General features: G+C 73.5%; 21 protein-coding genes. 13 read left to right on the plus strand and 8 right to left on the minus strand.

Features of this window, described 5'->3' with window-relative positions:
* Positions 1-41 precede the first annotated feature (41 nt).
* The 4 genes from mmsB to ACI8AG_RS13055 all read right to left on the minus strand — a co-directional run bounded on the left by mmsB (position 42) and on the right by ACI8AG_RS13055 (position 5,337).
* Positions 42-1,292, minus strand: coding sequence for a multiple monosaccharide ABC transporter permease (gene mmsB / locus ACI8AG_RS13040; RefSeq protein WP_456597380.1), 1,251 nt, complete (start codon positions 1,290-1,292; stop codon positions 42-44).
* Entirely contained in the window at positions 1,289-2,824 is a 1,536-nt protein-coding gene (mmsA, locus tag ACI8AG_RS13045; RefSeq protein ID WP_456597381.1) for a multiple monosaccharide ABC transporter ATP-binding protein, read from the minus strand. Before mmsA ends, mmsB begins: the two co-directional genes overlap by 4 nt.
* Before the next feature lie 142 nt (positions 2,825-2,966).
* Complete coding sequence (chvE, locus tag ACI8AG_RS13050) at positions 2,967-4,118, minus strand: multiple monosaccharide ABC transporter substrate-binding protein (RefSeq protein WP_456590263.1); 1,152 nt, start codon at positions 4,116-4,118, stop codon at positions 2,967-2,969.
* A gap of 289 nt (positions 4,119-4,407) precedes the next feature.
* Positions 4,408-5,337 carry a DUF5926 family protein gene (locus ACI8AG_RS13055; protein ID WP_456597382.1) on the minus strand — a complete coding sequence of 310 codons (930 nt, stop codon included), beginning with the start codon at positions 5,335-5,337 and terminating at the stop codon, positions 4,408-4,410.
* Positions 5,338-5,481: 144 nt separating this feature from the next.
* Between ACI8AG_RS13055 and ACI8AG_RS13060 the strand changes: the two genes are divergently transcribed.
* From ACI8AG_RS13060 to ACI8AG_RS13085, 6 genes are all read left to right on the plus strand, one after another.
* Complete coding sequence (locus ACI8AG_RS13060) at positions 5,482-6,690, plus strand: cytochrome P450 (protein WP_456597383.1); 1,209 nt, start codon at positions 5,482-5,484, stop codon at positions 6,688-6,690.
* Between the two features lie 94 nt (positions 6,691-6,784).
* Complete coding sequence (locus tag ACI8AG_RS13065; RefSeq protein WP_456597384.1) at positions 6,785-7,309, plus strand: SigE family RNA polymerase sigma factor; 525 nt, start codon at positions 6,785-6,787, stop codon at positions 7,307-7,309.
* Entirely contained in the window at positions 7,306-8,292 is a 987-nt protein-coding gene (locus ACI8AG_RS13070) for a hypothetical protein (RefSeq protein WP_456597385.1), read from the plus strand. Before ACI8AG_RS13065 ends, ACI8AG_RS13070 begins: the two co-directional genes overlap by 4 nt.
* 63 nt (positions 8,293-8,355) lie before the next feature.
* Entirely contained in the window at positions 8,356-9,972 is a 1,617-nt protein-coding gene (locus tag ACI8AG_RS13075; protein ID WP_456590258.1) for a long-chain fatty acid--CoA ligase, read from the plus strand.
* A 149-nt stretch (positions 9,973-10,121) separates the two neighbouring features.
* Positions 10,122-10,628 carry a SigE family RNA polymerase sigma factor gene (locus ACI8AG_RS13080; RefSeq protein ID WP_456590257.1) on the plus strand — a complete coding sequence of 169 codons (507 nt, stop codon included), beginning with the start codon at positions 10,122-10,124 and terminating at the stop codon, positions 10,626-10,628.
* On the plus strand, positions 10,625-11,410 hold the full coding sequence (locus ACI8AG_RS13085) for a hypothetical protein (RefSeq protein WP_456597386.1): 786 nt from the start codon (positions 10,625-10,627) through the stop codon (positions 11,408-11,410). The genes ACI8AG_RS13080 and ACI8AG_RS13085 overlap by 4 nt, the downstream gene beginning before the upstream one ends.
* A gap of 117 nt (positions 11,411-11,527) precedes the next feature.
* Here ACI8AG_RS13085 and ACI8AG_RS13090 read toward each other — a convergent pair whose 3' ends face one another.
* Positions 11,528-11,857: a rhodanese-like domain-containing protein gene (locus tag ACI8AG_RS13090; RefSeq protein ID WP_456597387.1), complete on the minus strand. Its 330-nt coding sequence runs from the start codon at positions 11,855-11,857 to the stop codon at positions 11,528-11,530.
* A gap of 69 nt (positions 11,858-11,926) precedes the next feature.
* Between ACI8AG_RS13090 and ACI8AG_RS13095 the strand changes: the two genes are divergently transcribed.
* Together ACI8AG_RS13095 and ACI8AG_RS13100 are read left to right on the plus strand one after the other, a co-directional pair.
* Positions 11,927-12,466: a PH domain-containing protein gene (locus tag ACI8AG_RS13095; RefSeq protein ID WP_456597388.1), complete on the plus strand. Its 540-nt coding sequence runs from the start codon at positions 11,927-11,929 to the stop codon at positions 12,464-12,466.
* Positions 12,467-12,471: 5 nt separating this feature from the next.
* Positions 12,472-14,013, plus strand: coding sequence for a PH domain-containing protein (locus ACI8AG_RS13100; RefSeq protein ID WP_456597389.1), 1,542 nt, complete (start codon positions 12,472-12,474; stop codon positions 14,011-14,013).
* Positions 14,014-14,107: 94 nt separating this feature from the next.
* Here the strand turns inward: ACI8AG_RS13100 and ACI8AG_RS13105 are convergent, their stop codons facing one another.
* A complete protein-coding gene (locus ACI8AG_RS13105) occupies positions 14,108-14,824 on the minus strand; it encodes a response regulator (protein WP_456597390.1) in 717 nt (238 codons plus the stop codon).
* Between the two features lie 62 nt (positions 14,825-14,886).
* Between ACI8AG_RS13105 and ACI8AG_RS13110 the strand changes: the two genes are divergently transcribed.
* From ACI8AG_RS13110 to ACI8AG_RS13120, 3 genes are all read left to right on the plus strand, one after another.
* Positions 14,887-15,624 carry a sensor histidine kinase gene (locus ACI8AG_RS13110; RefSeq protein WP_456597391.1) on the plus strand — a complete coding sequence of 246 codons (738 nt, stop codon included), beginning with the start codon at positions 14,887-14,889 and terminating at the stop codon, positions 15,622-15,624.
* A gap of 230 nt (positions 15,625-15,854) precedes the next feature.
* Positions 15,855-16,715, plus strand: a complete 861-nt coding sequence (locus ACI8AG_RS13115) for a manganese catalase family protein (protein ID WP_456590250.1) — start codon at positions 15,855-15,857, stop codon at positions 16,713-16,715.
* A gap of 102 nt (positions 16,716-16,817) precedes the next feature.
* The gene (locus ACI8AG_RS13120; RefSeq protein ID WP_456590249.1) at positions 16,818-17,087 is read left to right on the plus strand and encodes a hypothetical protein; all 270 of its coding nucleotides are present in this window, start codon (positions 16,818-16,820) and stop codon (positions 17,085-17,087) included.
* Positions 17,088-17,195: 108 nt separating this feature from the next.
* On the opposite strand, the gene ACI8AG_RS13125 is transcribed toward ACI8AG_RS13120, so the two are convergent.
* Both ACI8AG_RS13125 and ACI8AG_RS13130 read right to left on the minus strand, forming a co-directional pair.
* Complete coding sequence (locus ACI8AG_RS13125) at positions 17,196-18,932, minus strand: sodium:solute symporter family protein (protein ID WP_456590248.1); 1,737 nt, start codon at positions 18,930-18,932, stop codon at positions 17,196-17,198.
* Positions 18,929-19,207 carry a DUF4212 domain-containing protein gene (locus ACI8AG_RS13130; protein ID WP_456590247.1) on the minus strand — a complete coding sequence of 93 codons (279 nt, stop codon included), beginning with the start codon at positions 19,205-19,207 and terminating at the stop codon, positions 18,929-18,931. Before ACI8AG_RS13130 ends, ACI8AG_RS13125 begins: the two co-directional genes overlap by 4 nt.
* A 182-nt stretch (positions 19,208-19,389) precedes the next feature.
* Between ACI8AG_RS13130 and ACI8AG_RS13135 the strand changes: the two genes are divergently transcribed.
* Complete coding sequence (locus ACI8AG_RS13135; protein WP_456590246.1) at positions 19,390-19,803, plus strand: hypothetical protein; 414 nt, start codon at positions 19,390-19,392, stop codon at positions 19,801-19,803.
* A gap of 113 nt (positions 19,804-19,916) precedes the next feature.
* Positions 19,917-21,230: a Rieske 2Fe-2S domain-containing protein gene (locus ACI8AG_RS13140; protein WP_456597392.1), complete on the plus strand. Its 1,314-nt coding sequence runs from the start codon at positions 19,917-19,919 to the stop codon at positions 21,228-21,230.
* Positions 21,231-21,236: the final 6 nt, after the last annotated feature.

The following is a 21,236-nucleotide window of genomic DNA, read 5'->3' on the forward strand; positions in this document are numbered from 1 at the left end:
CCTCGTTGCCCGGCACGGTCCTCCGCAGGCGCCGCCGCCGGTCAGCGCGAGGCGCCGGCGCGCCGCTTGTTGTAGACGTCGAAGGCGACGGCGAGCAGGAGCACCAGACCCTTGACGACCATCTGCACCTGCTGCTCGACGCCCATGAGCTGCATGCCGTTGGTCATCACCGCCATGATCAGCCCGCCGACCATGGCACCGACCACGGTGCCCACGCCACCGGTCACCGCCGCGCCGCCGATGAAGGCCGCCGCGATGGCGTCGAGCTCGAACATCTGGCCGGCGGCGGGCTGGGCACCGTTCATGCGCGAGGAGTAGATGATCCCGGCGATCGCGGCGAGGAAGCCCATGTTGACGAAGATCCAGAAGTTGACCTTCTTGACCTTCACCCCGGAGAGCATGGCCGCCGGGAGGTTCCCGCCGATCGCGTAGACCTGGCGCCCGAACACCGTGCGCGTGGTGACCAGGCCGTAGACCAGCACCAGGACGGCGAGGATGATCAGCACGATCGGCAGGCCGCGGGAGTTCGCGAGCTGCCAGGCGAACGCCATCACGACGGCGCCGACGGCGACCACCTTGAGGACGAACAGGCCGAGGCTCTCGACCGGCTGGTCGTAGCGGATGCGCGCCGACCGGGCCCGCCAGCCGCTGACCGCGTAGCCGGCCACCGCGACCGCACCGATCACCAGCGTGAACGCGTCGTAGCCGTAGCCGCCCAGCAGGCCGTTGAGGAAGCCGGTGGCGATCTGCCCGTACTCGCGGGGGAAGGGCGAGAGCGAGACGTTGTCCAGGACCTGCAGGGTGAGGCCGCGGAACAGCAGCATGCCGGCGAGGGTGACGATGAACGCCGGGATGCCGACGTAGGCGACCCAGAGGCCGTGCCAGGCGCCGACGGCGATGCCGACGGCGAGCGCGGCCACGATGCCGACCCAGTACGGGAAGCCCTGCTGGATCACCAGCACGGCCGAGACCGCACCGGTGAGCGCGACCACGGAACCGACCGAGAGGTCGATGTGCCCGGCGATGATCACGATCACCATGCCGATGGCCAGCACCAGGATGTAGGAGTACTGGAGGACCATGTTGGACAGGTTTCCGGGGCTCAGCGAGTCCCCGCCGGTGAGGACCGCGAACAGGGCCACGATCGCCACGAAGGCGATGTAGATGCCGCTGGTGCGCAGGTTCGCGGTGACCAGGCCCAGCAGCCCGCCGCCCCGCGCGTCCTCCTTCGCCTGCTGCGCGGCGCCCGGCGCCGGCGTGATCTCCTCGGTCTGCGGCACGGTCTTGGTCACGCCGCGACCTCCTTGTCCTGGGTCATGAGCTCCATCAGGTTCTCCTGGGTCGCCTCGCGCACCGGCAGCTGACCGGTGATCCGGCCGGCGGAGAGGGTGTAGATGCGGTCGCAGATGCCGAGCAGCTCGGGCAGCTCCGACGAGATGACGACGACGGCCTTCCCGTCGGCCACCAGACGGTTGATGATCGTGTAGATCTCGTACTTCGCGCCGACGTCGATGCCGCGCGTCGGCTCGTCGAGGATGAGCACCTCGGGGTCGGTGTACAGCCACTTGGACAGCACGACCTTCTGCTGGTTGCCGCCCGAGAGCTTGCCCACGACGGCGGAGACCGTCGGCGCCTTGATGTTCATGCTGCGCCGGCTGGCCTCGGCGACCTTGGTCTCCTCGTTGGCGTTCACCCAGCCCCGGCGGGAGAGCTTGCCGAGGGCGGCGGCGGAGACGTTGCGCCGGATGTCCTCGATCAGGTTGAGGCCGTAGTGCTTGCGGTCCTCGGTGGCGTAGGCGATGCCGTGGTCGATCGCCTCCGGGACGTTGCGGGCCTGGATCTCCTTGCCGTGCATGTACAGCCGGCCGGAGATGTTGCGGCCCCAGGAGCGGCCGAAGATGCTCATCGCCAGCTCGGTGCGCCCGGCGCCCATCAGCCCGGCGATGCCGACCACCTCGCCGGCGCGCACGTCGAAGCCGGCGCCGTCGACGACCTTGCGGTCCTGGGTGGGGTGCCACACGGTCCAGTCCTCGACCCGGAGCACCTCCTCCCCGGGGTGCGACTCGCGCTCGGGGTAGTAGCTCTCCAGATCGCGGCCGACCATCCCGCGGATGATCCGGTCCTGGGTGACCTCGCCGGCGTGCAGGTTGAGCGTCTCCACCGTCTTGCCGTCGCGGATGACCGTGACGTTGTCGGCGATCGCGGTGATCTCACCGAGCTTGTGCGAGATCATGATGCAGGTGATGCCGCGCCCCTTGAGGTCGCGGAGCAGCCCCAGGAGGTGCGCGGAGTCGGTGTCGTTGAGGGCGGCGGTGGGCTCGTCGAGGATGAGCAGCCGCACGTTCTTCGACAGCGCCTTCGCGATCTCGACCAGCTGCTGCTTGCCGACGCCGAGCTGGCCGACCGGCGTCTCGGGGTTCTCCCGCAGGCCCACCGACCGCAGCAGCGCCTCGGCCTCGGCGTGCGCGCGGTTCCAGTCGATCAGGCCGCCGCGGCCGCGGCGCTCGTTGCCGAGGAAGATGTTCTCGGCGATCGAGAGGTAGGGGACCAGCGCCAGCTCCTGGTGGATGATCACGATCCCCACCTGCTCGCTGTCCCGGATGCCGCTGAAGGCGACCGGCTGACCGTCGAAGACGATCTCGCCGTCGTAGCTGCCCGCCGGGTACACGCCAGAGAGCACCTTCATCAGGGTGGACTTGCCGGCTCCGTTCTCCCCGCAGATCGCGTGGATCTCGCCGGCGCGAACCGCGAGGTTCACGTCCTCCAGCGCCTTGACCCCGGGAAAGGTCTTGGTGATGGAGCGCATCTCCAGGATGTTGTCCATGGGACTCCGTCGTCCTCGGTGCTGAGTGGGTCACGGTGCTGGGCGGTGCACGGAACTGCTGGATGGTGCCCGGTCGGGCCCGGCGGCGAGAACGCGGCGCCGAGCCCGACCGGTCGTGCGGGGTGCTGCCGAGGAGCGCGGGTCAGCTGGTCTGACCGGCGGCGACCTCGTCGGCGGTGTAGTAACCGGAGTCGATCAGGACCTGCTCGATGTTCTCCTTGGTCACCGTCTCCACCGGGAGCAGGTACGACGGCACGACCTTCACGCCGTTGTGGTAGCTCTCGGTGTCGTTGGCCTCGGGCTCCTCGCCCTCCAGGTAGGCCTGGGCGGCCGCGACGGCCTGCTCGGCCAGCAGCCGGGTGTCCTTGAAGATCGTCGAGTACTGGATCTCGTCGTCGATCAGCTTGACGGAGGCGATCTCGGCGTCCTGACCGGTGATGATCGGCATCGGCCGCTCCGGGGCGGTGATCGTCGGGCCGTAGCCGGCGTTCTCCAGGGCGGTGATGATGCCGCGGGACAGGCCGTCGTAGGGCGAGAGGACGCCGTTGAGGACGGTGCCGCTGTTGTACGTGGAGGTCAGCAGGTCCTCCATGCGCCGCTGCGCGCCCTCCTGCGCCCAGCGCAGGATCGCGGCCTGCCCGATGTCGGTCTGCCCGGACGGGACGACCAGCGTGCCGTCGTCGATCAGCGGCTGCAGCACCGACATGGCGCCGTCCCAGAAGAAGTGCGCGTTGTTGTCGTCCAGCGAGCCGGCGAACAGCTCGACGTTGAACGGACCGGCGGCGTCGGTGCGCTCGCCGTTCTCGTCCAGGACGCCGAGGCCCTTGAGCAGGGACTCGCCCTGGGCGACGCCGACCTTGAAGTTGTCGAAGCTGACGTAGAAGTCGACGTTCTCGGTGTCGCGGATGAGCCGGTCGTAGGAGATGACCGGGATGCCCTCGGCGGCGGCGTTGGCGAGCTGGCTGGTCAGCGCGGTGCCGTCGATGGCGGCGACGATCAGGGCGTCGACGCCCTGGGTGATCATCGTGTCGATCTGCTGCGCCTGGGTCGGGATGTCGTCGTTGGCGTACCGCAGCTCGACGTCGTACCCGGCCTCGGTCAGCTGCTCCTCGACGTTCTCGCCGTCGGCGATCCAGCGCTCGGAGGTCTGCGTCGGCATCGAGACGCCGATCGACAGGTCCTCCGGGTTGGCGTTGGCCGTGTCGTTGGTGCTGCCGGCGCCCTCGCCGCCGCACGCCGCCAGACCGAGCGCCAGGGTGGCGCCCAGTGCGGTCAGGCCGAGCTTCTTGCTCACATGGGCCTCCTCGTTGAAGCTTCTGCCGCCGTCGCGTCGGCGCTCAGGCCCGCGTCTGCGGACCCGTCTATGTGAGCGCTAACACGAGCCGCCGTCAAGTGCGGTTTGCGTCACGGTCGCGTAACGACACGTCCATCCGCCGGACACCGGGCAGCGCCGTCCGGGCAGGCGCACGCCCGGCCGCCAGCGCGTTCTCCCCGCCGGGCGGCCGGTACGGGCGGTCACCGGGCGGGCCGCTCCCGGGTGCGTCGGTTGCGGGGCGTCACCCGTTCGTGCGCCCCGCAGCCGGCTACCGCAGGGTGATCTGGCGGGAGAGCAGCCCGGCGCGGGCGCGCCGCTCGTCGGCGGTCAGCGGGGCCGTCTCGGCCAGGGCCGCCTCGAGCCGGCTCTGGAACTCGGTCGCCGGTGCGACCCAGTCCTCGGCCGGGGTGTCGGCCGGCAGGTCCCACACCGGGACGACGAGACCGTGGGCGCGGAAGGCGCCGGCGTAGCGGGTGCCCTCACCGAGGAGGATCTGCTCGGCCGCCGACAGACGGGCCAGCGCGTCGAGCAGCTGCTCCTCCTTCTCCGGCCGCACCCACCGCAGGTGCGCCCGCTCGCTGCCCGGGCGCACCCAGTAGGCGGCCTCCAGCCCTTCCAGCCGGACGGTGGGCAGGATCGCCTCGTTGGCCTGGGTCAGGCCGGCGCGCGCGGCGGGGCTGGGGTCGGTGCCCTCCAGCCAGAAGTCGAAGGTGTCGTGCACGGTCACCTCGAGCGGCGCGGTGAGGTCGAGCACCTCCTGCAGCCGTGGGCCGGCCGAGCCGGTGCCACCGATGGGGCCCGGGTCCACCGGCGCGCCCGCGGGGGCCTCCAGCGCGGCGGCGACGGCGGTGCCGAGGTCGCGGCTGACGTCGTCCGACGACGTCGCCAGCTGGGCGCCGACGAGGATCTGGCCGTTGGCGCGCACCAGAGCGGGGGCGCCGCCGGGCAGCACGCTGGCCAGGGTGAGCTCGCGCCCGTCGGCCGAGCGCAGCGTCGCCGTCGCCGCCGGGACGAGCTCGCGCAGCGCCACCCAGTCGGCCTCGCCGGGCAGGCCCTCGAACGGCCGGACGACCGGCGGGGCGTACCCGGAGCCGTGGCAGTGCTTGTAGCGGCGGCCCGACCCGCAGGGGCAGGGCGCCTTCGGGTTCACGCCCTCCGGCGCGGCAGCGGGGGCGGACGAGCGCTTGCGGGAAGCCATGCGGGTCAGCGTATGTGGCGGGGTGCGGGACCCCGCCCCGAGGCCGCGGGCGCCGGGGGACGCGGCCACGAAGCCGAGTTCGTCTCACTCGTCGGCGGGCCCGCGGCTGCCGGACGCCGCGGGCGGGCTCCTAGGCTTCCCGGCGTGTCCCCGGCCGTCGACGCGCTCGACCTCACCGCCCCCTCGTTCGTCGCCGACCCGTACCCGGCGTTCGCGCGGGCCCGGGCGCAGGCGCCGGTGCAGTGGCACGAGGGGCTGGGACTCTGGTTGGCGTTCACCCACGCGGAGTCCAACGCCGTGCTGCGCGACCGCCGGCTGGGCCGCATCTGGGCGGACAAGGAGCCGGCCGACCGGTTCGAGAGCTTCAACCTCATCCACCGCAACGCCATCCTGGAGATGGAGCCGCCGGACCACATCCGGCTGCGGCGGCTGATCACCAGCGCGTTCGCCCGCGGGCACGTGGAGCGGCTGCGCCCGTGGGTGGAGGAGCTGGCCGGCCGGCTGGCCGACGAGCTGGTCGAGCGCTCGGCCGGGTCGACGCCGGTCGACCTGCTCACCGGCATGGCCGAGCAGCTGCCGGTCGCGGTGATCGCCGAGCTGCTGGGCGTGCCCGAGGCCGACCGCCCGCTGCTGCGGCCGTGGTCGAACGCGATCGTGAAGATGTACGAGTACGGGCGCACGGCAGCCGTCGAGGAGGCGGCCGAGCGCGCGGCGGACGACTTCGTCACCTACCTGCGGCAGCTGGCCGCCGAGCGCCGTACCGCCCCCGGCGAGGACCTGCTCTCCCACCTGGTGTCCGTCCGGGACGCCGACGGCGACCGGCTGACCGAGGACGAGCTGGTCACCACCTGCATCCTGCTGCTCAACGCCGGCCACGAGGCCACGGTGAACGTCACCGGCAACGGCATGCTGGCGCTCCTGCGCCACCCCGACCAGCTGGCCGCCCTCCGCGCGGAGCCGGGTCTGCGCCCCGCGGCGCTGGAGGAGCTCATGCGCTTCGACCCGCCGCTGCAGCTGTTCGAGCGCACCGCCACCGCGGACGTGGAGATCGGCGGCGTGACCGTGGCCGAGGGGCAGAAGATCGCCGCCCTCCTCGGCGCGGCGAACCACGACCCCGCTGTCTTCGCCGACCCCGAGACCCTCGACGTCCGCCGTAGCGACAACCCGCACATCGCGTTCGGCGCGGGCATCCACTTCTGCATCGGGGCGCCACTGGCCCGGGTCGAGCTGCAGGCCACCTTCGGCGCACTGCTGGACCGGACGTCGGTGCTCGAGCTCGGCGGTGAGCCGGTGCGCCGTCCCGAGTTCGTCATCCGCGGCCTGGAGACGCTGCCCGTCGTCCTCACCGCCTGATCGGGGCCGTTACCGAACCGAGATCTTCCGCGCTGGGGTCCGGCTGCCGGGCCGATACGTCTTCCGGGTGGAGGCATCGGCGGAGGGTGGGCGCGTGGGACGACCGAGGGACGACGGGTTCACGGACTTCGTCCGCGTCCACGGGCCCGGGCTGCTGCGCACGGCCTGCCTGCTGACCGGGGACCGCGCCCGGGGCGAGGACCTGGTGCAGACGGCGCTCGCCCGCGCCTTCGCCTCCTGGCCGAAGGTGAAGCGGGCCGACAACCCGCTGGCCTACGTGCGCCGGATGCTGGTCAACAGCCACTTGAGCTGGCTCCGGCTGCTCACCAACACCGAGCAGGTCATCGAATCGGTCCCCGACCGGGGGGACGGCACCGACCTGCAGGCGGCGCACGCCGCGGCCGACGAGCTGCGGGCCGCGCTCCTGCAGCTCTCGCCACGCGCGCGCACCGCCGTCGTCCTCCGGTACTTCGACGACCTCAGCGAGGCCGAGACCGCCCGGTTGATGCGGTGCTCGACCAGCACGGTCAACAACCACGTCACCCGCGGGCTCGCCGCGCTCCGGGCGCTGCTCGCACCCGGGGACCCCTACGAGCAGCTGACCGGGAGGTCGTCGTGAACGACGTCGAGCAGTTCCTGCCCGCGCGGCTGACCGCGCTCGCCGACAGCATCGCGGCCGGCGGGCACGTGTCGCCCGACGACGTCGTCGCCCGGCACCGGCAGCGCCGCCGCACCCGGGCCGGCGCCCTGTCGACGGTCGCCGCGATGGTCGTGATCGCAGTCGGCGTCCCGGCCACGGTCGGCTCGCTGTCGTCGGCACCGGCCGGCCCGGCCGCGCCCGCCCCGGCGACGGTCGTCCCCGATCGGACCTCGGAAGCGGAGCGGTTGGCCTCGGCGGAGGCCGAACGGGCGGCAGCGGCGGAAGCCGAGGCGGAACGAGCGGCAGCGGAGCGCGCGGCGGAGGAGGCGCAGGCCGGTGCGGCTGCGGCCGCTGCCCAGGCGGCTGCGGCCGCTGCCGCGCCCGAGCTCGAGGCCACCGCCGCCGCGCTGGGCGGGCCGGTCGTGCTCAGGTCCCCTGCCGAGTGGGACCGGTGGCTGCCCGCCGGCAAGCCCTACCCGGGGGTCTCCACCGAGGAGGACATGGCGACCTGCCCGCGGCTGTCCGCGCGGCTCGGCGAGGCCCTCGACGACGAGTTCAGCTACTGGACCGGCACCCTGCCGGCCGGCCCGTCCGGCTGCACCTGGGTGCCGGTGCCGCTGTCCTACGACGGGCCCTACGACTACGCGTACCTCGTCGACGTGGGTTTCCTGGGCGACGGGACGACGGTCGAGCAGCTGCGGAGCACCTACGTCATGGGCGGCGGCCAGGCGGAGTACCCGGGTGCGACGCCCTGCCCGTCGGCCGACGTCCCCGGCGGCGGGGCGCTCATCCTGTGCCCCGGGATGGACGAGCGTTACGACGCCCAGTGGTCACTCACCGTTCCCGACGCCCGGGGGGCTGGCGTGTGGGTGCTGTCCGCGACGGCCCAGTCGTCGACCGGCCGATCGTCGGCGGAGGCGTTGACCGTGCTGACCGAGCAGCTCCGGGACATCTACGGCTGACCGAGCCGGCGGCCCGCACCCCTACCGCTGGAAGGTGAGCGCGGTCACTGGCAGGATCCGGACATGCGCGGCTTGATGCAGGACTACCCCCTCACGATCGACTCGATCTTCCGGCACGTCGAGCAGCACTACGGCGACGGGACGATCGTCACCAACAACCCCGGGGGCGTGACCCGGGCGACGTACGCGGAGTGGGCGCAGCGCACCCGCAAGCTGGGCGGCGTCCTCGACACCCTGGGCGTCAGCGCCGACGGGCGGGTCGGCACGTTCGGCTGGAACAGCCAGCGGCACCTGGAGCTGTACTTCGCCGCGCCGTGCACCGGGCGCGTGCTGCACACGCTCAACGTGCGGCTCTTCCCCGAGCAGCTCACCTACATCGCCAACCACGCCGAGGACGAGGTCATCTTCGTCGACCGCACGGTCCTGCCGCTGCTGTGGCCGCTGATCGACACCATGAAGACGGTCAGGCAGGTCGTGGTCATGGACGACGGCGGCGGCAACGAGATCCCCGACGACCCCCGCATCCTCGACTACGAGACGCTCCTGGCCGACGCGCAGCCGGTCGAGTTCGGCGTCACGGACGAGTGGCGCGCGGCCTCGATGTGCTACACGTCCGGCACCACCGGCAACCCGAAGGGCGTCGTCTACTCGCACCGCTCGACGTTCCTGCACACCATGGGCGTGATGGCGCCCAACGCCTTCGGCCTGGGCATCCGCGACGTCGCGATGCCGGTCGTGCCGATGTTCCACGCCAACGCCTGGGGCATCGCCCAGGCCGCCCCCGCCGCCGGCGCCTCGCTGGTCATGCCGGGCGCGCTCATGCAGCCCGAGGCGCTGGCGAAGCTGATCGTCGACGAGGGCGTCACCTTCACCGCCGGCGTCCCGACCATCTGGCAGGGCGTGCTCCCGCACCTGGCCGGGCAGCCGCACAAGCTGCGCGACATCGGCTGCGGTGGCTCCGCTGTGCCGAAGGCGCTGTCGGAGGCCTACCGCGAGCAGGTCGGCATCCCGATCCTGCAGGCGTGGGGCATGACCGAGACCCACCCGGTGGCGTCGTCGGGCGTACTCCCCAAGCGCTACGAGGACGCCGACGACGAGACCAAGGCGGCCCAGCGGGCCCGCGCCGGCATCCCGTTCCTGGGCGTCGAGGCGCGCATCGTCGACTCCGACACCCTCGAGCCGCAGCCGTGGGACGACAAGGCCACCGGTGAGCTCCAGGTGCGCGGGCCGTGGTGCGCGCAGGACTACTACAACCCCGACGCCGGCGTGGAGCTCACCACCGCCGACGGCTGGATGAAGACCGGCGACGTCGCCGCCATGGACGAGTACGGCTCCATCCGGATCGCCGACCGCACCAAGGACCTGATCAAGTCCGGCGGCGAGTGGATCAGCTCGGTCGACCTGGAGAACGCGATCATGAGCCACCCCAAGGTGAAGGAGGCCGCCGTCGTCGGCATCCCGCACCCGAAGTGGGACGAGCGCCCGCTGGCCTGCGTCGTCCTCAAGGAGGGCGAGGAGGCGTCGGAGCAGGAGATCCTCGACCACCTCAAGCCGCTGGTGGCCAAGTGGTGGATGCCCGAGGCGGTGGAGTTCATCGACGAGGTGCCCAAGACCAGCGTCGGCAAGTTCTCCAAGAAGGACCTGCGCAGCCGGTTCGCGGAGTACCAGGTGAAGAGCTGACCCCTCCGCGGGTTGATCATCGGCAGATGGTTGCCGGCACCGGCGTGTCGGGCGACCACCTGCCGATGATCGAATTCGGCGGGCGCGGCGGAACCGCGCCCACCCCCCGGCCCGTCATCCTCTCCAGAGGGCGATCCGGCGGAGGGTGAGTGGAGCGGGACGAGGCGTTCACGCGGTACGTGGACGAGCGCTGGCCGGTGCTCGTCCGCTCCGCCGTGCTGCTCGGCTGCGCCCGCACGGAGGCCGAGGACCTGGTGCAGACGGCCCTGGTGCGCTGCTACGTCGCCTGGGACCGGGTCGGCACCGCCGACAACCGGGACGCCTACGTCTACCGGGTGCTGGTCAACTGCCACCACGACAGCCGCCGCCGGCGTTGGTGGGGCGAGCGGCCGACCGCGGAGGTGCCCGACGTCGCCACCGACGACGGCACCGCGCAGGTGGACGACGCCGACGCCGTCCGACGCGCGCTCTCCCGGTTGAGCCCGGCGCACCGGGAGGTCGTCGTGCTGCGCTTCTACGCCCACCTGGGCGAGCAGCAGATCGCCGACGCGCTGCGGATCGCGCCGGGGACGGTGAAGAGCCGGCTCTCCCGTGCGCTGGCCCAGCTGCAGACCGATCTGGACGTCGCCGAGCTGCGGGGAGGGAGGGCATCGTGACCGATCGGGAGACCTCGGCGTTGCTGGGCGAGGTGGCGGAGCGGGTGCCCGTCGGCCCGCCGCCGACGGCGCAGCTGCTGCGGGCCGGCCGCCGGGCTCGGCGGCGCCGAGCAGCGGGTGTCTCGCTCGCGGTCGCCGCGGGGGTGGCGGTGGTGGCCGGCGGGGTGGTCACCGTCGTCGACCTGCCGAGCGGGCAGGACGACGCCGCGGGCTCGGCGTCGGTGCTGGTCGCCGAGGAACCGCGGCAGGACGCTCCGGAGGCCGCCGACGCCGACCCGGGCACCGGCATGCCTCCGGCCGACGGCGGGGACGAGCCCGGGACGGCGGCCGGCAGCGAGCTCTCGCAGCTCGCCGAGGACCCGACGGCCGGGCGCACCGGGCCGCTCGCCGGCACGGAGGCGAGCTCCTGCGCGCTCGAGTACAGCCCCGCCGCCGTCGGCAGGCTGGACTTCGCCTTCGCCGGCGTCGTGGTCGGCATCGGGCCCGCCGTCACGACGCAGCCCGGCTCAGCCGGACTGCCGGAGGATCTGGTCGGGGTCACCTTCGCCGTGCAGGAGTGGTTCTCCGGCGGCTCGGGTGAGACGGTGACCGTGGACCTCCCGGCGCCGTACGACCCGGCCGCGGGCAGCAGCACGCCGGGCCCGGTCTACGGGGTCGGGTCGCGCCTGCTGGTCAGCGGTGCCGACCGCTGGGAGGGCGAGCCGCTGGAGCCGATCGCCTGGCTGTGCGGCTTCACCCGCTACTACGACGAGGAGACCGCCGCGTCCTGGCGTTCCCCCTGAGCGCAGAGCAGTCACCGTTCCCGCGTTGACCCGCGCCACCTGACCTGAAGCCGCGCCACGGCACGGCTCGACGTCCGCCCGAGCGGCTCAACCCTCGCAGACGACCGGCGCTGGACCTCAGCGGACGAAGGGCTCCTCGCCGGTCTCGCTCACCATGGGCTTGCCCGCTGCCTGCCACTCGCCCATGCCGCCGCCGACGTTCACCGCGTCGAAGCCGTTGGCGTTCAGCCATGCGGCGACCCGCGCCGAACGGCCGCCGCCGCGGCAGGTGACGTAGAGCGGGTCGCCCTCGGGCAGCTCGTCGAGCCGGGAGGGGACATCGCCCATGGGGATGTGCGTGGCGCCCTCGATGTGGCCGTGCACCCACTCGTCGTCCTCCCGGACGTCGAGGACCACGGCGTCCTCGGGCAGCTCGGAGGCGGGCACGGTCGGAACCTGCTGCGGCATCACGCTCTCCATCGTGGCACGAACACCGGTTGCACGACCGGCGCCCGCCGCACTGGGAGGATGGGCCCGATGTCCCCCAGCCACCGGGCCGCCCCAGGCGCCGCCCGCCCGACGCCCGTGCGCGAGCCCGCCTGGGAGCTGCCGCGCTCGGCGATCGGGCTGTGGGTGGTGGAAGGCCTGATCAGCGCCGCCTTCATGTGGCTGGCCATCGGCGCGTTCCTGCTCTTCGTGCCCGCCGACGCCGGTGACCCGATACCCCTGCTGCGCACACTGCTCCCGCTGGCGGGCGCCGTCTACGCGGTCGTCGCCCTGAGCATCCGGCCGTGGTTCAGGCACCGCGTGTACCGGTGGGAGATCACCAACGAGGCCGCCTACACCCGCACCGGCTGGCTCACCCAGACCTGGACGTTGGTGCCGATCTCCCGCATCCAGACCGTCGACGTCACCCGCGGCGTGCTGCAGCAGATGTTCGGCCTGGCCACCGTCGCGGTGCTCACCGCCTCCAGCCAGGGCACCGTGCGCATCTGGCACCTGGAGCAGGACGTCGCCCAGCGCGTCGCCGACGACCTCGCCCGCCGGGCCGAGCTGGTCCGCGACCAGGCCACCTGAGCGCCGTGCAGCCCGCGCCCCCACCCCCGCGCCGGCCGGCCGGCCCGCTCCCGCCCTGGCCGCCGCCCCTCGGCCCGCCGCCGGCCCCGCCTACCGCGCCCGGACGGCGGCTCTCCCCACGCGTCATCGCCGTCCACACCGCGACGTTCCGCCAGGCCCGGCAGTTCGTCCCGGCGGTCATCCCGATCGTCGCGGCCACCGGGTTCGGCGGCGGGACGCGCACCGTCGTCGCCCTCGTCATCGGCGTCACCGTCCTCTCGCTCCTCACCGCCGCCCTCAACTGGTGGCGGTTCAGCTACGCCGACGGGCCGTCCGCGGTCGTCATCACCCGCGGGCTGCTGGCCCGCTCGGTGCGCACCGTCCCCAACGACCGCATCCGCGGCGTCGAGGTGGAGGCACCCCCGCTGCACCGCCTCTTCGGCCTGGTGCGCGTCCGCATCGACGCCGCCGCCGGGGCGGTCTCCGACGGCGACGAGGAGCTGCTCGTCGATGGCGTCCCGCGCGCCGAGGGCGACCGGCTGCGCGTCGCCGTCCTCACCCACCGCGCCGCCGCCGCACCCGCGGCTCCCCCGGACGGCGCACCAGCGCCCGAACCGGCCGAGGAGGAGTACGCCCGCCTCGACCACCGCTGGCTGCTCTACGCCCCCCTGGTCGGCACCTACCTCGCCGTACCGCTCGCCGCCGTCGGCGCCCTGTTCCGGCTGGCCGAGGAGCTGCCCGAGCAGCTCACCCCCGAGTTCGAGGAACCGAACCTCTCCGACGTCCAGCTGATCGGTGCCGGGATCGGCATCGCCGTGCTCGTGCTGCTGCTCGGGTCCGTCATCGGCGCCGCCGTCGTCAACTGGCGGTTCCGGCTGGCCCGCCGCGGCGGCTCGCTGGTCGCCTCGCGCGGGCTGCTCACCCGCCGGCACACCGAGCTGGAGGTCGACCGCATCCGCGGCGTCACCGTCACCGACGGGCTCGGCATGCGGCTGGTCCGCATCGCCCGCGTCAACGCGCTGGTCACCGGCCTCGGCGACGCCAGCGGCCGCGGCCAGCTGCTCCCCCTCGGCCCGCGTGCGGAGGCGTGGGCGCTGGCCCGGCGGGTCACCGACGTCCCCGGCGAGCTCACCCCGCACCCGCCCGCGGCCCGGCGCCGGCGGGTGATGCGGGCCGTCGTGTTCGGGCTGCTGGTCACCGCGGGCGGCGGTGTCCTCCTGGCCGAGCAGGGCTGGTGGTGGCTGCTCGCCGTCGGCGTCGTCCTCACCGTGCTCGGCGTCCCGGTCGGGCTCGCCCGGTACCGCTCCCTCGGGCATGTGACCGGGCCCCGGACCTTCTCCGTCCGCAGCGGCTGGCTGGTGCGCGAGCAGGTGGTGCTCGAACGCCGGGCGGTCGTCGGCTGGCAGGTGCGGCAGTCGTTCTTCCAGCGGCGCGCGGGACTGGCCACGGTCACCGCGTGCGTGGGCGCGGGCAGCGGCGGCTACGCCGCGCAGGACATGGCCGCCGACGAGGTCGCCGCGTTCACGCTGGCCGCCTCCGAGCCCTGGGCCGGCACGCTCGGCAGGTGAGCCGCCCGGGGTAAGGGAAGGTGAACCTTCCGAGACCGGCGGTTGTCGATCATGCCCCCGGGTAGCTGGCCCGGCGATGACGTCCCCGGGGAGTTCAGCCGACGAGGCCACCGGTGTGCCGCACCGGCTCCCCGGCGCCCAGCCCGACGCGGCCGGCCAGCGCCGCCGCCTCCACCCGCGTCGCCACGCCGAGCCGGCGCAGCAGGTGGGCCACCAGCCGCTTCGCCGTCCGCTCCGAGACGTGCAGCGTCGTCGCGATGTCCACCGTGCTGGTGCCGTCGGCGATCAGCCGCCAGAGGCGCCGCTCGTCGGCGGTGAGCTGGTCGACGATGCTCTGCTGCCCGGCCGGCGCAGCGACCTCCAGCAGCTGGCGCAGCAGCGCCTCCGGCACGACCGACCACCCGTCGAGGACGGCGAGCAGCGGCCGCACCAGCGCCTCGGGGTCCGCCGTCTTCGGCAGGAAGCCCGCCGCGCCGGCCCGCAGCGCCTCGATGGCGGCGTCCGCCTCCGCCAGGCCGGAGAGCGCGACCACCCGCACCATCGGGTCCGCCCGGCGGATGGCGGCGATCGCCCTGGTGCCGCCGGGGGGCGGCATGTGCAGGTCGACGATCGCCACGTCGGCGTGGTGGCGCTGCACCAGCGCCGCGGCGGCCGAGGCGTCGTCCGTCGTCGCCACCACCCGGACCCGGCCTTCGCTGAGCCCCGGCAGCAGCAGGCTCAGCCCACGCGTGAACAGCGGGTGGTCGTCCACGACGACCACGTCCACCGGCGGCCTGCGGTCAGCAGCGGCCGCGTCGTCGGTCTGCCCCACATCACTCCTGACGGTCGGTGCGCCCCACGGTGCCACTGCCCGGCTCCCCCGAGGAGGTGCCCGTGACCCTGGCTGCCGACACGCAGACGTCGACGCGTAGCCGCGGACTGCTCAACGATCTCGTCCGCGTGCTGCGCGCGCACCTTCCGCACCCGCGCCGGAGGCCCGGATCCGATCCGGAGATCCCCAGCCCAGAGGACGCCGTCGTCCGTGCGCTCTGCCACGACATGCGCAGCCCGCTGGCCTCGCTCGAGGCGGTGCTGGGCTCGCTGGACCGGGCCCCCGGCCAGGCCGGTGAGCTGCTCGCGCTCGCACGGGCCCAGACCGCGCACCTGTCGTCGATGCTCCGCACGGCCGACGCCACCGGGGGTGCGGTCCGGCGGGCGCCCGGCACCCGCCGGCTCTGCGACGTCCTCCAGGCCTCCGTCGCCGCCTCGGGGCTGCCCCGGTCCCAGCTCACGGTCGAGGTGGACGACGACGCAGGGGAGATCGCCGTCGGGGACGCGCGGGTGCAGCGCATCCTGGTCAACCTGCTGGAGAACGCCCACCGCCACGGCGACGGCGCCCCGGTGCGGCTCCGCGTGACCGCCCGCGCCGGCTGGGTCGACCTGTCCCTCACCCAGCCCGGGGTCCCCGTCGACCGCATCGTCCAGCACCTGCGGCAGACCCGGCCGCCGGTGGACCTCACCGGGCTCGGGCTGTGGTCGGTGCAGCGCCAGGCCGGGGAGCTGGGGGGCCGGGTGCTGTGGTTCCGGGACGGCGAGGACTTCACCCTCACGGTGCGGCTCCCGGACCGCTGAGCACGTCGTCGTCCTCCGGACGACACCGCTCGGACGGGCGGCCCTATCGCGCCGAGTGGGGCCCGGAGGGCTCCGCGTGGTCGGGGACGGCACCTGCCCGCGGTGTCGTCCGGAGGACGACCGAGCAATTGGCACCGGGGGGCCACGGGACGGCACCGGTGGGCCACCCGGGGCGGGCAGAACCTCGTCGTCACCGCGAACGCGGTGGAGCGACGACGCAAGGAGAGCCCGTGTTCACGCACACCCACGCCCTGCAGTACGAGGCCAAGCCCGACGGCCCCGACGCCGCGTTCGCCCGCCGGATGCAGGAGATCCTCGGCGGCCAGTGGGGCGAGATGACGGTCGCCACCCAGTACCTGCTGCAGGGCTGGAACTGCCGGCTGCCCGGCAAGTACAAGGACATGCTCCTGGCCATCGGCACCGAGGAGCTGGCCCACGTCGAGATGATCGTGACGATGATCGACCGGCTGCTGGACCACCAGCCGCTCAAGCCGGACTCCGCCGACCGCACCAAGGAGGCGGCCGCCGGGTACGGCGACGTCAACCCGCAGCACGCCATCGTCAACGGCGGCGGCGCCTACTACCGCGACTCCATGGGCCTGCCCTGGAGCGGCGGCTACGTGACCGCCAGCGGCAACCTCATGGCCGACTTCCACTACAACGCCACCGCGGAGATGCAGGGCCGGCTGCAGGTCGCCCGGCTCTTCAACATGACCGACGACCCCGGGGTCAAGGACATGCTGCGCTTCCTCATCGCCCGCGACCACATGCACCAGATGCAGTGGCTCGCCGCGATCGAGGAGCTCAAGGAGGACGGCCTCGAGGGCATCCCGGTGCCGGAGGCGTTCCCGCTCGAGGAGGAGCCGGGCAACTTCGGCTACACCTTCATCGACGCCTCCGACGGCCCGGACGCCGCCGCCGGCCGCTGGGCCTCCGGCCCGGCCGTGGACGGTCGCGGCGAGATGTCCGCCGCCCCGATCGAGGCGACCGCCGACGCGCCGATCCTGCCCCCGGGCGACCCGCGGCTGTTCCCGACCCCGCAGATGGAGGGTCAGTCGATGCTGCAGCGGGCCAAGGACATGCTCAAGTAGGCCCTGGCCCCACCTGCACCTGCGCCGTCGCCGTGCCGGCGGCCCACCCACGACGGGTGCGGCCGCCGGCCCGGCGGGCCCAGCCCCTCCCGGAGGTTCGCCGTGCACCCCCACCTGCACCTGCCCCGCCTGCCCCTGCCCGCCGTACTGCTCTCGCTGGTGTACCTCGCCGCGATCGCCGTCGCGGTCAGCGCACCCGGCCAGCACGCCGTCGCCGGCCTGGTCGTCCTGACCGGCCTGGTCGCCCGCTGGGTCGTCCGCGCCCGCCGCCCCGAGCGGGCAGCCGCGCCCGTGGCGCTCGCCGTCGCGGAGAGCACCGGCACCGTGGACGCCGTCCTCACCGCTGAGCCCGCCCCGGCCACCGCTGCCTGACCCGGGAGCGCGAGGCGCGCGCCTCCCCGTCCGGGGAAGCGCGCGCCTCCGGTACGACCATGGGCTGCCGGCAGGCGACGCCGGCGTCCCTGCGTCGAGGTGGAGCGATCAGCGGGAGCGCGGCTCGTGCGGCGGCGGCTCCTGCGACCCGGCCTCGTGGATCACCTCGTCGAGGTGCCCCTCGGCGTGCGCCGCGACCAGCCGGCTCTTCCCGGGGTAGCGGATCTCCTCCACCAGCTCCTGCATCACCGGCGACGGCTTCGGGGTGAACTGCGAGACGACGATCGTGACCACGAAGTTGATGATCATGCCGATCGTGCCGAAGCCGGTCTCCGGGATGCCGAAGAGCCCCTCGCTGTTGCCGTAGATGTCGATCGTCCACAGCATGTAGGCGACGGTCGTGCCGAGACCCGCCGCGAGACCTGCCGTGGCGCCCATCGCCGTCGTCTTCTTCCAGAAGATGCCGAGCACCAGGATCGGGAAGAAGCTCGCACACGCCAGGCCGAACGCGAGCGCCACCACCTGGGCGACGAAGCCGGGCGGGTTGATGCCCAGGTAGCCGGCCACGAGGATGGCCAGCGCCATCGCGATCCGGCCCACGAGCAGCTGGCGGCCCTCCGTGGCGCCCGGGTTGATCCGCTTGTAGTAGACGTCGTTGGCCACCGAGGACGAGATGACCAGCAGCAGCCCGGACGCGGTGGAGAGGGCTGCCGCCAGGGCGCCGGCGGCGACCAGCCCGACCACGGGCGCCGGCAGCCCGGCGATCTCCGGCGACGCGAGCACGATGATGTCGTTGTTGATCACCAGCTCGCCGGTCTCGGGCCCGTAGTCGATGACGCCGTTGCCGTTGACGTCGTCGACGGTGATCAGGCCGACGTCGGCCCAGGTGTTGAACCACCCCGGCGTGTCGTCGACGTCGGTGCCGGCGATCTGCTCGATGAAGTTGAGCTTGCTGAAGGCGCCGACCGCCGGGGCCGAGGTGTAGAGCAGGGCGATGAAGAACAGTGCCCACAGCGCCGAGTACCGGGCCGCGCGCACGCTCTTGGCCGTGTAGAACCGGACGATCACGTGTGGCAAACCCGCGGTGCCGAACATCAGTGCCGCGGTGATCAGCACCATGTTGAGCATGGTCGTCTGCGTGAACGCCTCGGTGTACGCGGCGAAACCGAGGTCCTGCTGGAGGCCGTCGAGCTCGGACAGGATCTGGCCGAAGCCGATCTGCGGGAACGGGTTGCCGGTGAACTGCGCCGAGATCGCCACCACCGGGATGAGGTAGGCGACGATCAGGACGCTGTACTGGGCGACCTGCGTCCAGGTGATCCCCTTCATGCCGCCGAGCACGGCGTAGAAGAAGACGATCACCATGCCGATGACGACGCCGGCCGTGGTGCCGACCCCGAGGAACCGCTGGAACACGAGGCCGACGCCGGCCATCTGCCCGGCGACGTAGACGAACGAGACGACGATCGCCGCGACGACCGCCACGAGGCGGGCGGTCTCGGAGTACCGGTCGCCGACGAAGTCGGGGATCGTGTACTTGCCGAACTTGCGGAGGTAGGGCGCGAGCAGGAGGGCGAGCAGCACGTAGCCGCCGGTCCACCCCATCAGGTACACCGAACCGGCGTAGCCGTTCCCGGCGAACGCGATGATGCCGGCCATCGAGATGAACGACGCCGCGCTCATCCAGTCCGCCGCGATCGCGGCGCCGTTGGCCGGAGCCGGGATGCCGCCGCCGGCGACGTAGAAGCCGGACGTGGTGGACACCCGGCTGGCGTAGGCGATGTAGATGTAGACGCCGAACGTGAGGATGACGAAGACGAGCGTCCACACCTGGATGTCGCTCATGAGTGGTGGACCTCTTCCTCGTACTCGTCGATGCCGAACTCGGCGTCGAGCTTGTCCATCCGCCAGACGTAGACGGCGATGAGCACGACGAACGTGACGATGGACCCCTGCTGGGCGAACCAGAAGCCGAGCGGGAACCCGAGGATCTCGATGCCGTTCAGCGGCTCGACGAAGACGATCCCCGCGCCGAACGACACCAGTGCCCAGATGACGAGCAGCACGCTCATCAGGCGGAGATTCCTCCGCCAATACTCCTTGCGCTGCGCAGCGTCCACCCGCTCCTCCAGAGATCCGCTCGTGTGTGCTACATCACATGTGCGCGGAAAGGGAACCAGACCAGCCGAGTGGGGTCAAACAGTGCGACGAAGCTGTGACCTGGACGGACGTGGGGGCGGCACCGGCGGATGACGGGCTACCGGGACGGCGCCGCACCACCTACAGTCCTGCCCTCATGGCGATGAGTGCACAGCAGTCGGGGCGCCGCGGCGGACGCCGGAGCCCCGGGAGCAGGCGCCTGCTCGGCGCCGCCCTGCTGGTCCTCTTCGGGGCCTTCCTCCCCTGGATCGCCACCGCCGCGGGCAACGTCGCGGGAGTGCGGGGCGCCGGCCTGTGGACGATGTACGCGGCGGCGCTCGGCATCGCCGGGGCGATCCTCCGGTCCCCCACCCTCGCCGCCGTGCACGCGGCGGTCCTGGCCGTGGTGGCCATCGCCCTCCCGCTGTGGCAGGTGCTGCGCCTGGCAGGCCTGGTGGGCTTCGCGGGGTGGGCGCCCGGCCCGGGCCTGGTCATGACGCTCGGCGGCGGGGTGCTCGCCGGGACCGCCGCCGTCTCCCTCTTCCGGGCCGGACGGGCCGCTCCCCCGACGAGCTGACCGGTCACCCGGCCGCGGTCCCGGGCCGGACCGCCCGGCCGCCCCGGGCCGGCCGACCCACAACGTTGCGCCGCCCGTAACGCCGCGAACATCCGGCGACGGTGCAATGGCTCATGGTCGCGATCAGCGCTCTGCCGTCGGGATGGTTCGCGGTGGCCCGCGCCGCCGACGTGGGGACCACGCCGGTGCCCGTGGGCGCCGGCGGGCGGGCGTACGTGGTGGTCAGGCTCCGGCCCGGGGGCGAGGTGAGCGCGTTCCCGGCCCGCTGCCCGCACCGGGCCGTGCCGCTCGCGGCGGCCACGGTCTCCGACGGCCGGCTGGAGTGCCCGCGCCACGGCTGGCGGTTCGACGCCGACGGCCGGTGCGTGGCCGTTCCCTCCCTCGGACCGGCCGGCGTCCCGCCGCCGCGCGTGGACCTGCCGGTGCCCTGGGCGGTGGAGGAGCGGCACGGCTGGATCTGGCTGGCCCCCGACCGCACCGCGCTCCCACTGCCGCCTCGCCCTGCCGGGCCGCCCACGCCCGAGCCGGTACCCCCCGCCCCGGCTCCGCAGGGGCCGCTGTTCGGCAACCTCGACCCGTCACTCGCCGCGGCCTGGCACCCGGTGGCCCTGTCCGGGGAGCTGCGGCCCGGTGGCTGGCTGCAGGTCCGGCTGCTCGGCCGCACGTGGACGCTGCGGCGGGACGGCGACGGGCTGCGCGCCGATCCGCCCGCCGCCGGGGTCCGCGAGCGGCGGGGGGTGGTCGAGCTCGCCCCGTGCGCGCCGGACGACGTCCCGTTGGACGTGCCGGAGCACGCCGACCGGCGCTTCCTGAGCCGCTGGCTGGCACCCCGGCGCACCGCGGCCCCCGCGGCCGTCGTCGCCGACCTGCTGCTCGACGTCGCCCGGCTGCCGTTCGTGCACGGGGCCACGTCCGCGGCCGCCGACCACCCGGAGGTGCCGCCGTACGAGGTGGTCAGGGAGCCCGGTGGCTTCTGCTCCGTGCAGGAGCAGTGGTGCGACGACCCGCTGGACCCCGAGGTCGCCCTGGGCGGGCGGCCGCTGCGGCAGCGGCGCCGGGTCACCTACGCGTACCGGGCACCGTTCGCCCTCCGGGTGCGCCGCGAGCAGCTCGACTCCGGCGCGACGACGACGGTGGTCACCCTGCTGCAGCCGGAGGACGCCGACTCCACGCGAGTGTTCACCCGGCTGCTGCACTCCGCCGGGCCGGGGCAGCCCCTGCCCTCCCGCGCACTGCTCGCCGAGCACGTCGCGGCCGAGCAACGGTCGCTCGACACCGACCTGGCGCTGCTGGCCGGCACCGGGCTCCCCGGCCTGCCGCTGGACCGCCGCGACGAGCTGCACCTCCCCGCCGACCACCTCGGGCTGGCCCTGCGCGACGCGCTCTGCGACCTCCGGTCGGCCGGGCGGGCCTCCGCGGCCGCCTGACGCCGC

Source organism: Blastococcus sp. SYSU DS0552 (genome assembly GCF_054050815.1).

Bases quoted from the DNA above. Each gene is read 5' to 3' on its own strand.
- ACI8AG_RS13135 (WP_456590246.1), top strand. From the start codon at position 19,390: ATGAGTGCACAGCAGTCGGGGCGCCGCGGCGGACGCCGGAGCCCCGGG.
- ACI8AG_RS13125 (WP_456590248.1), bottom strand. From the start codon at position 18,932: ATGAGCGACATCCAGGTGTGGACGCTCGTCTTCGTCATCCTCACGTTC.
- ACI8AG_RS13090 (WP_456597387.1), bottom strand. From the start codon at position 11,857: ATGCCGCAGCAGGTTCCGACCGTGCCCGCCTCCGAGCTGCCCGAGGAC.
- ACI8AG_RS13140 (WP_456597392.1), top strand. From the start codon at position 19,917: ATGGTCGCGATCAGCGCTCTGCCGTCGGGATGGTTCGCGGTGGCCCGC.
- ACI8AG_RS13055 (WP_456597382.1), bottom strand. From the start codon at position 5,337: ATGGCTTCCCGCAAGCGCTCGTCCGCCCCCGCTGCCGCGCCGGAGGGC.
- mmsA (WP_456597381.1), bottom strand. From the start codon at position 2,824: ATGGACAACATCCTGGAGATGCGCTCCATCACCAAGACCTTTCCCGGG.
- ACI8AG_RS13095 (WP_456597388.1), top strand. From the start codon at position 11,927: ATGTCCCCCAGCCACCGGGCCGCCCCAGGCGCCGCCCGCCCGACGCCC.
- ACI8AG_RS13075 (WP_456590258.1), top strand. From the start codon at position 8,356: ATGCGCGGCTTGATGCAGGACTACCCCCTCACGATCGACTCGATCTTC.